Annotated in this window: 2 protein-coding genes; both read right to left on the bottom strand. The window is 64.7% G+C overall.

The features are described 5' to 3' along the window. Positions 1–22: 22 nt before the first annotated feature. Positions 23–2257 (bottom strand): hypothetical protein, encoded by a 2235-nt coding sequence (locus IBJ82_RS29240; RefSeq protein ID WP_194829213.1) that lies wholly within the window; start codon positions 2255–2257, stop codon positions 23–25. Between the two features lie 263 nt (positions 2258–2520). After that, complete coding sequence (locus IBJ82_RS29235; protein WP_194829212.1) at positions 2521–15195, bottom strand: SNF2-related protein; 12675 nt, start codon at positions 15193–15195, stop codon at positions 2521–2523. Between the last annotated feature and the right edge of the window lie 25 nt (positions 15196–15220).

Here is a 15220-nt window from a genome sequence, read left to right as displayed (position 1 = left end):
GGCGGCTGACTGCTTCTTCTGGTCAATCACCAATGGCTAGTGACTGTTCTGCCTCGACAGAGAGTTCAGTCATGCCCCCCGGTGGCGGCAGTGCTGAGCTATGCCCACGGGCTGCTGCTGCGGGCGCGTGCGCACGGCACGCCTGGATGACGCCACTGATCTCGTCGGCGACCGTGTCACTGCCCCGCGACTTCCACTGCCTGACCCGTTCGGTGTTTCTGCGTCCGAGCTGCCCGGCTTCAGTGGCATAGGCGTGAACAACGCCTTGGACCTCGGCTTGGACGCCTTTGCTAACGCCGCCCTGGTCGAGAATCTTCGTGAGGCTTTCCCGTTCCTTGGCGAACGTCTCGCGGCGCTGCGCAAGCGCCTTGGGTGATTCGATGGAGCTGGTGGCCACGCCATATAGCGTGTTGCCGAGGGCCTGCAGCGCGTGCTCGGCCTGGCTCGAGGTTTTGCTGGATACGTCAACGGTTTTGTCGCTGTCGTGTACCCGATCGTGCGCCTCGCGTCGCATCTTGTGGGAGACCTCGGCGCCGAGATCGCTGGTCCGCCGTTCGTCGACCTCGGCTTTGGTGCGCTCATCGACCCAGAGCAGCTCGGGCAGATCGTTCTCGCTGAGGATCTGACCGGCATCGAGGTCGTCGACGACTGCCTTGAGGTGCGCGTACTCGATGCGGGTCAAGCCCGCAGTGTCGAGCTCGGCAACCAACTCGTCGTGAGCTTGTGCCATCCGCTCGAACCGAACCTCGATGTCGTCGTTCACGCCGAGTGATCGGTAGTTCTCTGGGTCGAGGGGTTCTTCGGCAATATAGTTGGCTTCTTCGACCATGTGACCGGTATCGAGAGCGTAGCTCTGGACCTTGCTCTTCAAGGATTCGCGATCCGGATGATCTGCCCACAGCGACGACAGATCCACCTCCTGGCGGTTTTTAATCGCTCGGCCGATGTCGCGCACAATCTCCTGATCTGCCGGGGACAGGACTGCGACTTCTTCTGTCATCCATTCGGCGGGCATGCGCCCCTGGGCGAAATCGTCGAGCAAACCCCGCATCCGACCGCGGGCTTCTACTCGGGGATCGACCAAGACAGGGGTCTCGAGCAGATCGATCGCTGAGACGTCTTTGGACAGATAGGCGATGGTGAATTCAACGTTCTTTCGGACGTCGGGGGGCAGTGCTGCGGCGGTCAATCTGGTGTAGAGCTGGGCGTCGCGCGTGGGTCGATCGAGGATGTGAGCGCGCGGATCGGCCGGATCGATGCCAGCTCCCCGCCATTCCTCGAGCGCACCCAGCACGGTCGCGCGCGCATCGTCGGGCATCGGCACGGCAGCGACATTTTCGAGCACGGCCGTTTCGCGGGCGAGCAGGCAGGCGGCGTCATCGAAGTCTTGTAGCGGCATCGGATCGAAGTTCGGATCGATGTCGGCAGTCAGTTCTTCGGCGTCGATGATCACACCCCACGAGTTGGCGAGGTGTGTGGCGATCTCCTCGACGCGCTTCGCCGCCAATTCGTCCTGGTCACGCCAGACCAGGGCCGCGGTCAGCACGCCTTGCAGCGCAGCACGATTCGGCCAGGGGATGTCGGCGCTCAGCAGTTCGTGATCAGCGGCGCGATTCCTTCGGGATGCGGCTTCGCCGAGATCGGCCATCCGCGTCCGATCGTGATGTGCTCTGTTGACGGCGGTCACGGCGAGCAGGCTGTGGATGCGCTGACCGTAGCCGTTGGGCACTCCCAGCTGTGGCGGCACGGTTGTCTCCAGTCGGGTTGCAGTGGTCTGTTCGTTGGTGGGCTGCGGAGACGGTTCCGGCTGGGGGTTGTCAGCGTCGATGACGTCGTACCAGTGCTGCCAGTACTGTCCTTCGTCGGCCAGCACGTCGCGGTGGGCGACCAGATAATCGAGCAGCTTCTGCTCGGCGATGGGGACACGCTCTACCGCCTGGTGGTACCAGGAACCGAGTTGCTGTGCACGGACGGAGATCTCCCCCTCCTCCTCGGAGGTGTAGCGGGAAGTAGTGGTGGGTTGCGGAGATGGTTCCGGCTCGGGGTTGTCAGCGTCGATGAGGTTGTACCAGTGCTGCCAGGTCGGCGGTCCGTCGTCGGCCAGTACGTCGCGGTGGGCGATTAGATAATCGAGTAGCTTCTGCTCGGCGATGGGGACACGCTCTGCCGCCTGGTCGTACCAGTATTCGATCTGGCGAGCGTGGACGGAGATTTCCCCCTTCTCCTCGGCCGTATAGCGGGAAGTGTTGGTGGACAACGGGTTCCTCCTTGGGGGCGGTTTGCCAGTCCGGACCGGGTCATCGGAGCTGGAAACCTTTCGGCTGCGTGGGGGTTCTTCGCCGAAGACGTCCGGTTGCCATTCGGCCAAGTGTTCTAAGTGTTTCATGACTGTGCTATATCAGTCAACGGATTGAGCCTCCCGGCCCGCACTTCTGCCCTCACCCCTCGGAACGGACCCAGACGATCATCGACTGAGCGGCCTCGACTTCACACCGCGCCCGTGATGACACTTTTCGTCGGTCAATCACCCACTGCCGCAACGACTTCTGCATCCGCCTCTTCGACGACGGGGCCGTTGCCGCCCGATACCGCGCCGACCTGCGCAGCAAGAGCAAGTGGCCTTTGTCGCCCAGCAGTGGCGGCCGAGACGCCGTCGATGATGGCGCTGCCGACTTCGGCGTCGATCACCTCACCCGGGGGATGATTCAGATCCCATTGCGCTTTCCAGAGCTTCTCGTTGAATCCCGCGAGTTTGTACAGCCCCGAATAGTCCACGTGCGACGCTGTTGCGAGATCGCGTGCAGCCCACTGTCCGGAGTTCTTCGCGTCGTGGAGTTGGCTGCGGTCACCTGCGACGGTATTGCCCGTGCCGTCCCACGCCACCCAGGTCCACGTCCGGTCGTTCCACAACGCGCGGGCGCCGGGCTTGCCACTGGATTCGGCGCCGCCGCACAGATATTCGGATCCGTCCTCGTTGACCGGCTGCCACGGGTCGCTGGCCTTGTTCAGCGCGCGGTCACGTTCCCGCCTTTTCCAGTTCGCCGCCGCGTTTCGCATCCTGGTCGGCACGAGCTTGCGCATCTCGTTGAACGGAATCTCTTGACGTTCGGCGTGTGCAGGCGTCGGATTGAGGTCGAGGGTGAATCCGGGATATTGGCCGGCTGCGGCCCGCCGCTCGGCCTCGGCCTCGGCCAGACGCAGCGCAGCAGGGGAGTTCTCGCGTGCTGAGACCTCGGCCTCCAGATCACGGAGCTCGACGCGGGCTTCCGAGAGCTCATCGTCGCGGCTGAACACCCGCGGGGGAAGGTCCCGCAGCGCGTCCACACGTTCCTGCGTGTCTTCGATTCTGCGCTGCAATCGCGCGACATCGGTGTCGACAGCCTCGACCATGTTGCGGACACGACGCAGCAGACCATGAGCTTTGACCGCAGAGCCCATGGCGGCGGTGTAGTCCTCCTCCTCGACATACATCCAGGTTGCGTCGTTGACCGAGACCGTCAGTACGCCGGTTTCCATCGACCGTCGGCCGTGCAAGGTGATGCCCGCGATCCGGAACAACGGGATCGCCTCAGTGTTGCGCTTGAGCTTGAGGCCGATTACCTCGCGCTGCAGCAGTTTTTGAGTCGCATCGGCAAGCCGGTCGGTGTCGTCGTCGGCAACCTCGGTGCCACCGATGGTGATTCTGCGGCTCGCGCGATCGGTGGCCGACCACTCAGCGAGAGGAACAGCAGTAGCTTGCGCCTGTTCGAGCTCGGCGGCCAGGGTCGGCAGCTGTTGCTCCAGCTTGGTCAGCAGGCGGTCATTCATTCGGTTGACCCGGTCGACGGCCCTTTGTTCGTCGGAGAGTTCGCGGACGAAGTTCTCCTTCTCGACGACTGCCATGTGGAGCGGGTCGCCGGTCGCCGCAGCCTTGGCCTGTGCGGCACTGACTTCCATCGAGGCTCCGATGTCTTCGACCGAATCAGGCAGATTGCCTTCTCGCCAGCGCTCGATGAATCGCGCCTTGCCCTCGATGAGCTGGTGGGAGACAGGATCGTAGGACCCGATCGCGATCGGGTCGATGATCTCGACCTCTTTATTGCGGTTGCCCTGCCGGATTGCCCTGCCGTCGCGCTGCTCGTAGGCGGCAGGCGTCTGCGGAAGCGTGATGTGGGTGAGCGAGCGCACCCGGCGCTGGACGTTCATGCCGGTGCCCATTTTTTCAGTCGACCCGACTAGAACGTTGATCTTGCCGTAGTTGCACTCTCGCCACAGCCCGTCCTTGTCGCGGGTGGTGGGGTAGTCGTGGATGAAGGCGATCTCGTCGAAGTCGAAACCTTCGGCGACCAGGCAATTTCGGAAGTAGTTGTACAGCGATGGGTCGTCGGGAGTGTCACCGGGCTTGGGTGTGCCGATGTCGCAGAACGCGAGGTGAAGGACTCCATGTACCTCGGGCCCGTGCGCGTCTGCGGGCAGATAGAAGTCGGAGTTCTCCTCGTGGATCTGACGAATCCGTTTGGCGACCAACGCAATGCGGTCGTTCTCGGGTGGCGGCGACGCGATCCCCGACAACGGCGCATGGATGGTGACGTTGGTGCCGTCCCTGCCCACCTTGAGCGGATTGTCGATGTCGGGGCGGTCGGAAGGCCGATTCCGCATGCGGACTTCGAGGTCGTGGAGAAAATCTCGAATCGATTCCGCCGCAGGGAATTCGAGCAGTGTGTGGCCGCCACCGACGAGCGCGGGCAGCTCTTTGGGGATCTGGGACCTGACCACCGTGTGAGTGAACTGGTCACAGATCAGCCGGAGCTGTTTCATGTTTCCGAAGTCACGCAACTTCGACTTGGTGACGATCTTGGTGGCGGTCACGTTCATCTCGATGGAGGTGACCATGGTGGCGAAGACCGTTGCCCACGCGTCGATATGGCCGATCCGAAGGTCATCGAGCAGATCCGGGCGAAGGTACTTCGTCATCACCCACAGCTCGGCGATCGAGTTGACGATCGGGGTGCCGGTTGCGAACGTCGCGGCCCGCGCGGGCGACCACGGTGTGCCTTGGTCGAGGTTGCGCTGATGCGATTGCTCGCGCAGGTACCTGATCTTCATCATCATGTCGCTGGCGCGCTGCGCGCCCGCGGTCAAGGTCAGATCGGATGCCTTGCTGGCTCGGGTGAGGTTCTTGAAGAGGTGCGCCTCGTCGACGACCAGGTAGTCGCATCCGGATTGCTCGAAGCTGATCGACTTGTCCTCGCGCGCAACCTTCTTCTCGGTGATCTCATCGATCCGAGCCTCGAGACGCTCGATCGCCTTGGCGACCTCCTTGACCAGCGGAGGGTGAGCGTCCTCGATGTGAGCAAACAGGCTGTAGAGGTCCTGCTTCTCTGATTCGAGGTAGTCGGCGCGGGCTTCCTCGCTCATCCCGACCAGCGTGAAGACACTCTGAGGAACGATGACGACGTCGAAGTCGTTGGTCGCGGTCGTGGCCACGAATCGTTGCCGGTCGACACTGTCTTTCAGCTCGTCGGCGACAAGGATGTTCGCGGCCGGGTAGGCGAACCGGAACTCCGATGCCCAGTTTCCGACCAGGTGGTTGGGCACCACGATCCATGGTTGTTTGACCATGCCCAGACGGCGCATCTCCATGCAGATGATCGCCGCGGTCAAGGTCTTGCCCGCGCCCACCACGTGATCGAGCAGGATCGTGCCGTCCATGACTGCCTGAACGGCGGCTTCGACTTGGTACGAATAGGGCGTGATCAGCGGGTTGAGCCCCGGGAACGTGCGGTGTTCGGTGGGGTAGGCGTGTTTGACCAGGCAGTTGAACTGGCGATTGAAGGTGTCGACCAGGTCGGCGGCGCGGTCGTCGTCTTCCCACATCCACGCGATGAACCGCTTCTCCAACCCCTTGGCGTTAGCCCGGAGCGCAGCGGTTCGCTCCGGATGGAACAGCGGTTTGGGGGAGTCTTCGAGTTCCTCGGATGTCTTGCGGGACTCGATGACCTGGTTGTTGGCGATTCGCTCGAACAGGCCGATGCCGGTCAGCTTGTCGCCGTCCACAGCCCAGGAGTCCTTGCGCGGAGTCACGTTGCTCGCGAAATGCCAGGTCCCGAAATCGGCGTTGTAGCCGACGACGATGGCCGCCACACCGAATTCCTGAGCCAAGAACTGCCGGTAGTAGTCGTGGTTGAACCAGGGTGTGCCCGGTCGAAGCTTGATCTTCGACATCTCGACAGGGGCTGGCAGGACCTCGTTCAGGGCGTCCTGCAGTGGTTTCCACCGGTCGCGATCCTCTGCGACCAAGCCGCGGACGTGGTCGAGTTTGGTGCGGATGTTTCCAGATAGCGCGCTCGCGGCCGGGATCCATCGGTCGGGGTTGAGCTGGTCTGGGTAGATCAGGCCGCGCGCTTTCACGACCGCGCCGGCGGTGTCAGTGTCGAGCAGCTGCGCGAGCCGGGCGAGGTCGATCTCACCGCATTCGTCGAGAACAACCGCGACAGCATCCTCGACCGTGTCGGTGCGCTCAGGCCGTTGGCGTGCTGAGTTGATGTCCTCGGTGAAGATCGTGGATTTGCGTGCGGTCTGGGTGGAGTCGTCGAACAGCTCGATGCTGCGCACCAGCATGATGCGGGGATCGAACCGGATCGCGCCTTCGAGCTGAGCGCGCTTGCGGTAGGGCTTCTGGTCTGGGATGTAGGCCTTGTCCCACAGCGATTCGATGACCTGGGCCGGGATCTCGCCGGTGAACGGAGTCTTCAACCATTTCTTGCCGTCTTCGGAGCGCTTCCGGCCGCCGTTCTTCGCCCGCCAGCTCTTTTCGAGTCGGTCGAGTTTTTTGGCGGCCTGCAAGTCGGTGTTGCGGCTGGCGTGGTTGGTCCATTTGAACCTGTTGATCGGGCCGTGGTCGAAGACATAGCGGTCGTACTGGTCGTTGAGGCGGGCACGTAGCTTCTCGCGCACATCGGGCGTGGTGGACTGGACCTCATCAGAGATGAGCTTGGCGACGGTGTCACCGATTTCGAGTAGCTCGAGCCACTCAGCGCTCAGGGCAGCACTTTTGGCCTTGACCGCCTGCCAGCCGCGACCGAGTTCGTACTGGGTGAAACGTTGGCTGGTCTCGTCGAATCGCAGCGTGCCCGGCACGGGCTCGACCGCAAAATCGTCGGGGGTGATGATTCCGACGTTCTTGGCGGCCAGGTTCGGTGGCTGATCTGTCGAGAGCCCGAGATCCTCGGCGGCCGCGCTGTCGACGATCGCGTCCAGGCGCGCGGCGATTGCCTGATGCAGCGGCTCTTCGCCGGCGCGGACGAGGAGCTGGGTGCGTCCCCGATAGCCCTGACCGAGCGAGAGCGTGCCGAGGATCTGATCGCGGTTGTCGGCGAAGTAGGGGTTGATCCGGATCGACTCTGTGTCGTCGCCGACCGCGATGTCGATTGCTTCCAGAGGCGCGGCCCACCGCTTGGTCAACGTGCTGGGCGCGCGGCCTTCTTCGCGCCGCCGGAACACCAGCAGATCGGTGACGACCGCGGTTTTGGCTTGGGCGGCGAAGGTGTTGCTGGGGAGTCGGACTCCGCCGAGGAAGTCGCCGAGCTCGCTGAGCGCCTGCCGGGTCTGCGTGCGTGAGTCCGAGGTGAAGGTGCTGGTGATCAGCGCGACGTACCCGCCGGGTTTGGTCATCGCCAGCGCTTTGTAGATGAAGTAGTTGTGCACCCGCAGCCCGTGCGGGTTGTAGGTGGCGTCGAAGACCGGCAGCTCCGCGAAGGGGACGTTGCCGATCGAGGCATCGACGCTGTCGGGGGCGTCGACCTTCTGGAAGGGCACGCGGTAGATCAGTGATTCCGGGTAGAGCGCGTGGGCGATCTCAGCGGTCATGACGTCGCGTTCGACGCCGACCATGTGGACGCCCGCGGGGGCGTGTCCGATGAAATGGCCGGACCCGCAGCCGGGTTCGAGCACGGTGGCGTCGTCGGGCAGACCGGCGCGCTGCAGCGCGCCCCAGATCACTGCAGCGATGGCGGGATCGGTGTAGTGGGCGTTGATCGTGGATTGGAAGGCGGTGTTGTAGCCGTCGTTGCCGAGCAGTGCTCGCAGCTGCGCGTTCTCGGTGGCGAACTCGCTGCGATCGGTGTCGAAGACCTGCCAGGCACCGCCCCAACCCGACCATTTCGCGAGCACTTCTTGTTCGCTCGCGGTCGCGGCACGCTCGTCGGCGGTGATCTCGTTGATGACCGTGATCGCGGCGATATTGGCCTTGACCCGGTCGCTGACGCTGCTCGGCGCCAGAACTTCGGTACCGAGCTTGTAGTTCCCGCGTGCACCTCGGGCCGATTTACCGGGCCGCGCGGCCAATTCGGCGAAGAGCTCGGCGGCGCGGTCGGACTTCGAACCACCTTTAGCCCAGTTGTTTTCGGGCGCGGGAAAGCTGACCAGTTCCATGAAGTGCTCGGCGGCGAGGTCGGCATCCGAACGCGCACCTAGGGCCGATTTTCCGGTGGGCGGCGGTGATGGCGCCTCGACGGAGTCAGGGTCGGCGGCCGCGGAGGGTGCGGTGGTGACGGTAATGCTGTCGGCGGCGGGTGCCGCCGGGTTTGTGGTCGCGGCGGCGGCCAGGTAGCGGCGAGCGTCCTCGTCCCAGATCATCACCCGGGATCCGTCGGGCCGGGTCGCCTCGATCATGGTGTGACCGACCCACTGGGTGAGTGGGCGACCGGTCTCGTCAGCCGGGACCAGGAAAGGCGTCGGGAGCGCGTCGGAGGTGGAGACGACCGGCGCGGTCACGGTCGGCGCCGGTGGCGTGGGCGCGATCTCGGGAGTCGGGGGCTGGGGTGCAGGTTCGACGGTGGCGAACATGTCGAGCTGTTCGTCGGCGGCCGCCACCGCGGGCTGTTCGGCCGCGACCTGCGGCGGTGGCGCCTGCGGCTCTTGAATCGCTGTGCCGTTCAGTGCGCGGAGGACCTCGTTCAGGCGCGGCCGATGCAGTTTCGCCTCGGTGCGGTTCGGGCCTGTCCACTCGGCCGACCTGGCCGCCAGGAAGCTCAGATAGCCCTTGCGGACTTCCCAGTGCAGTCGGTAGCTGTGCCAGCCACTGCCGGTCTGTGCGGAAAGTGCCAGCTCGTAGGTGGTGCTGTACCCCTTTCCTTTGAGCCCGATCTCGTTCACCGACCAGCCGTTGGCTCGGGCCAGGGCGATCATTTCGTCGGCCTTCGCCGGTTTGGCGAACTCCGGATCGGCGGTTCGTTCGAGCATGCGTGCGTGCTCGATTGCGCCGTCGTAGGCGATCTCGTCGCGATGGTGTGCACGGATGAGAGCCAAGATCTCGGTCGGGTCGACGGTGTCGGCGACAGAGAGTGCAGAGACCCGGTGCGGGGTGCCGTCATCGCGAGTCTGCTGCTGGCTGGTCGAGATCTGGTAGTCGATGCCCTCGGGAGTCGTGAACTCGTCGAGGATGTACACCTCGCCACCGACTTCGATCTCGTGGCTACCGGGCAGGACCTCGCCGAGGTACTGCTCGGTGGGTGTGATCAGCGCGAGCACTTCGGTGGTGGGGCCAGAGGTCAGAGTGATCGCGGGCTGGAGACGGGCGGCGGCTTCGTAGGCTTCGGCTTCGGCGAGGGCACTGTGGTGGGCGCGAATGAAGGCGCCGATATCCGACCCGACGTCGACCGTGCCGATTTCGGGGAGGTCGTTCGCGCGGCTCTCGAAAGAACCGGCGTAGCCGATGGTGTAGGGCCCGTACTCGGTGCCGCGGTTAGGGAACCACACCTTGTAGACGTGGTCGGCGATATGGACGGTGCCGATGACGTGCGGCCCGAAGTTGACCTCGGTGGAGCTGCCGCCCCATTCTTCGATCGGCAGCGCCAGACCGAACCGTATCTGTTCAGACGTGGCGGTCATCGCGCTCGCACGCGCGTATCCGGCGGCCTCGCCGTTGGCTGTTCTCCAAGCCTCGTCGAGGATCTGGTCGACAAGTGCGGAGCGAGCCGGGTCGCCGCGCGTGATCAGGTCGATGATCGCTGGTTTCATCGCCAGCGACGGGTCGCGTAGACGGAAGCTGACCTCGTCGCCGGGCAGCTGCTCTACGACATGATCGAGTGCTCGCTCGGCGGTGGCTCGGGCGTCGCGCCGGTATTCCTCGATGCCGCTGCGGATGCCGCTGTGCCGCCTCAAGTTTATATCCGCCGATGCTTTCGCCCGCAGGATCACCTCGGCGACGGCGCGCTGCTGATGCCGGTTGGTGAACTGGCTCAGGACGCGCTCGGTGTAGATCGCCGAGAGATCGGTTTCACGCTCCTGCACAGCGTCACCGACGGAGATGGTGTATTCCGCCGCGGTGAACTCCACCTTCTCGCCCTCGACGCGATGGGAGTCCCACGCCAGCGTGAGTAGATGTGTCCTTCCCGCTTCGTCGCGTCGTGCGAGCACACGATTGGGGCTGGCGCCGATGGGGGTCTCCCAGCCGAGCCTTTCGGCGAGGTCGATCAGGAGTTGCTCGGCGACCTTCGAGGCGTCGTCCGGCGTTTGTGGTGCGGCTGCGATGCCTGGCTGTTCGGCGACCGACTCCTCGATGACAGCTTCGGGCGCCTCGGCCGCGACATCAGCTTCGGGGAGGTCGGTGTCGGGTTCGATTGCCGCCGACCGCAGGTATTCGGAGATGGCGGCGAGATCGGGCCCGACACCGTCGATGCCGAAGACACTGGAGCGATTGGCAACGAACCGGTATGGCCCGTACACGCCGTCGAAGTCCCAGCGCAGCCGCATCGACACCTCACCGTCAGGACTCGACAGTCCGAGGTGGTAGCGCCGGTCGATCTCGCCGCGGTTCCCGGGCGCTCGGGGCACGTCGAATTCCGATGTGACGATCAGTCCGGCAGCGTGCGCGAGAGCCTCGATCTGTTCTGCATCGTCGGGGGAAGTGTTCGTAGCGTGCTGACGCGCACGCCATTCGGCGACTTCGGCGACCGAGTCCCGGATGACCGGCATGATTTCGGCGGCCGAGGAGACCTCGCCGATCGTGAGGGTCTCGCTGCCGTACATCTCCTCACCGGGGTGGGCGACGATGGTGTACGGATCTCCGGCGCCGACGTAGACGGTGTAGCTGTAGACCGGATCGGCGACAGTGATCGCGAATTCGGTGTGTACCGAGAGGTCGTCGGGGTCGGAGGTGTCGTAGAGCTGCGTCTCGAATGTTTCGAACGCTGGGTTGAAGTCTTCGTCGAACACCAACCGGTCATCAGGATGGGTGGTCGCCCACAATGCGGCGGCCACGGCGCCAGCCTGGTCGACTGCGTGCGGTGCGACCAGGGCCAACGCCGAAGCCGTGGCCGCAACGGCGAAATGCCGATAGAACTCGGCGTCACCGACCTGGACCATGCCACGTATCGCGGTGTCCGCGCTCATACGACTAACAGCGTCGACCAGTTCGGCGACCTCATCGTCGGCGAGGCCCGTGCCCGATGCTGGCTGCACCTGCCCATCGGCCTTGCCCTCGACCGGGTCGACCGTGGGCTCTGGGACTTCGAGGTGGTCGGCGCGATCTGAGTGTTCGGGGGCGGGCGAGTTGTCTGCGACGTCCGAGTCCGGATTCGATTGGGATGATGAGTGCCGTTGGTTGGCGTGCCAGCGGAGAAGCTGCGCCGCGGCCGGTGGAATGCCGTGCCGGTTGATCACGGTGTCCAGCTCGGTGCGCGGCTCTGCGGTGGGCTGGCCGCGTTGGGCGGCCAGTTCCAGTTCTGTGAGTACGGCGGTGAGCTCAGCGACGACCGCCGGCGCGAACTCGGCGTCGAGATCGGCGTCATTCACGACGACATCGACGGCGAGGTTGGCGGCCTCACGAGTTGTGTCGAGCCAGCCCGCATAGCGAACGATCGCAGTCTCGGCTGCCGCGAGTTCAGCGGTGAGCTCTGCGGCTGGTCGGCGCTCGGGGGCACTCAGCTCGAGGTCGGCGCGAACTCGGTCGCGCCATGCCAGGATGGCCCCGCTGGTGAGACTCGGGTTGGTTGGATCCGCGGCGAGGTCGGTCAGCGTCCGCCGCTCGGCGGTGACCAGTTCTTTCAGGTCAGGCGGCATCTGGCGGGTGAATTCGGCGGTGTGTCCGGTCACCCACAGTGGTGGGGTGCTGTCGTTCTCGGTGCGCCACAGATGTTCCGCGATAGCCGCGACGAGTCGTGTGCGAAGGCCCCGGTTGTTCAGAAGATCCGCGGCATCGTTGCTGTGCGGTCCGACCCGTAGCTGGGCGAGGCGGTCCTGCAGCAGGGAGTTGATCCGCTGCGGCAGGGTGTGACCGAGGTAGGCCTGGTCGCGAACCACACGGCGCAGTGCGGTGTCGTCCAGGACGAGAGCGACAAGGTCCTCGATGACGACAAGGTCGGCGGGCACGGGCTCGACCCGAAAGTGCAGTTCGTCGCGAACCGCTCGTTCCGAGCTCGAGAACCGCCGCACCACGTCGCCACTGTTGTCGAGCTGCAGAGAAGTCGACTCCTCCTGCAGTGCGACCCAACCGTTCTCGTCGCGGCCGTAGAGCAGCTGGAACTGGAACAACCCGGCGATCGTGTCACCGGTGAAGGCCAGCTCCATGCGGTGCTCGCCGATTGGATTGGACTCGACGTACCAACCCGCGTCATAGGCGTCGGTGACGAGCTCGAGTGCGTCCTGGCTCAACCCCTCGGCGAAGTTGGGCGCTGCCCGCTCGAGCAGCGGCCGCCACAGATGGGCGAACCGGTACTGATCGGCGTCAGGGGCGACGTCGTGTTGATGGTCGGCCAGCAGGTAGCGCGCGGTCGCGATCGCCTCGGTGAGCGTGGCTTCCTCGACCAAGATGTGGTCGCCCGCCCATGCCTTCCACGAGCTGGCCCCGCTGGTCTTGTGGTGTTGGAGTCGTAGGTTGGCGCCGTCGAGGTCGCCGACAACGATGCCTGACAGGTCCAGGACATGAATGTCTTCGACAACTTCGCCGGTGAACAGGTCTGCGCCGTCGGCAGCGGCCAGGCGGGAGGCATGTGCTTGCCGTAGCGCGGTGGGCACCACGATGTCGTCGATGAATGCATCGACGTCGATGCCGGTGTCAGCGAGGTAGTCGAGGATCGACGGGTCGACGGTCGCGGTGAGTTCGTCGACCGCGCTGCGCATCAGGGGTGAGTGTCGGGCGTTGGAGCTCACGCTGTGCGGGCCGACGTCCCGCATGAGAATCTCGGATCGCGCGACTGCGACGATGAATTCGTGCTGGGCCAATCGCGCACCGAGGTAGCTGTTGATGGTGCGCTTGGCCTCGTCGACCCGAGTGAAGATCGCCTGGGCTTCGGGGGTTGGTTGGTGGGTGCGCTTCGCTGCCCGGTGCGCGGCGATCGTTGCGGCGCGATGGTCGTTGCCCCAGGGGTCGAAGGACCCGCCGCTGTCAGGGCTGATCGCCCATCCTCCGGATCGGTACCTGCTGATCTGGACATTGGACTGTTCGAGCTTCCATCTACCGCCGAGGTCGCTCCATGGGTTGTCCTCAATTGCCGTCATGCCGGGTCGAATATGTTGGTTGAGATCAGCTCTCAGCCACTCGACCACTGCCGGATCCGACGTTTCGGTGGTGGTGATGTATTGGTCGATGATCCGGGTTGCGACGGCGTCGAATACGACGACCGATGATGAGTGGAGTGCGGCGCCGAAGCCCGCTGCGACCAGAGGGTCGCTGGCGAGCTCTTCGGCTGCGTATCGCCGCCAGACTTCGAGCCTGGCGGCATCAAGGAAAGGGGGCGACCACCCCTGACGCGCAAGACGAACCGCACCTTCGGCGATTTCGGCGGTGACGCCGGAGTCCAGCCTTGTCGTGCTGTAGCGCAACGCATGAGCTCGAACGGCGGCCCTGTGCAGGTCACTGCGCTGCGCCGCTTCCGTGACGCGGATGAGGATCAAGGTTTGGAACGCGTCGTCTTGTGCCAGCAGCGACGGTTCGCGCCCGATCCTGCGCACCGCGGCGCCGATGTCTGAATCGGCGATGACCTCGGTAGTGATCTGATTCCAAATCGCGGCGGTGTGGGCACGTACCGCCTCGAAGTAGCCGTTCTCGAACTCGCGGGTGATCCGACCGCTGTTGCGGGTTGTCCGGGACTTGGCGATGGCGGCCGCCACGGTCGGATGCTGGTCGGGATCGGGTACGTCCAGAAGCCGGTCCGGATCGAATTCCGTGCGGCCCAGTTCGTTCCAGTCGACACTGCCGAGCACTGCGGCAGATCCGACCGCTACGCGGACGATGCTCTGCCGTTCGATCTCGGTGCGCTCATCGAGTGCTGGTGTTGATTCGACCGTGGTCTGGACGTCGTCTGGCTGGGGGCGACCGGTGCCGGATTCTTCGACGATGGCATCGGCGAGTTCGTGGGCGATCTCTGCATCGGCGAGCTGTTCGGGGGGCTGGTTCTGCTCGCGCAGGCGCTCGGCGATGGTGTAGGCCGTTTGCGCCCAGAACGACGGGGTTTTCAGGAGTTGCTCGGCTGCGGCCGCGCTGTCGTCATGCTCGCCGTCGTAGAACTCCGGGTGGGCGCGAATGCCGAGCTGGTGGAGCACGAAGGCTTTTGCCTCGGGGACCATGCGCGCGTGGTAGTCCGCGCTCGGCATGGTGTCGAGTTCAGCGGCCAGGGGGGCGAGTTCGGTGATGGCGATCTCGCCGATCTCGTGCAACAGGCTGTTCCACTGCGCTTCGCGGCGTTCACCCGCTACGGCATCAACGACAGCCCGGTCGTCGTCGACCACCGCAGGATTGGTTGCTGCGGCCTCGGCCGGCCTGACCGATGGTGTCGTGGCCGCGGCGACCGTGTGCGGGGAGAGCAGTTGTTTGATGGCGGTGTCGGCATCACCGGCGGTCAGGTCTTCGGGGAGTTCGGGCGGCAGCTGACGCTGGCCGAGCAAGCGTCCGAGTAGCTCTCGCTGCTTGGCGTCGGCGGGGCGTTCCCTCCACCGTTCGGGCTGTGTGGATCCCAGTTTCGATGCGGTGTGCTCATCGATGAAGGCTGGATCGAGGCCGCGCTCGACAAGCTGTTCTTCGAGCGCCATCAACGCGCTTTGCTGGGTCTTCCACTGCTGGCGTTCGGCGTCACGTCGCGCGGTGAGCCTTGCGAGGGTCGAGCCGAGCCGGTTCGCCGTCGTGAAGTCCCTACGGCTGAGCGCGGTCTGGCGGGATGTCTCAGCGCTGCTGATCGAGGCGCCGGTCGACATGCCCTTCTGGGTGAGGCGCAGCAAATCCTGCCGCGCCTTCGCCCATTTG

The organism is Nocardia sp. XZ_19_231, assembly GCF_015355705.1.
GTDB classification, from domain to species: Bacteria; Actinomycetota; Actinomycetes; order Mycobacteriales; family Mycobacteriaceae; genus Nocardia; species Nocardia salmonicida.
This window is presented reverse-complemented; position numbering and strand designations above follow the sequence as displayed.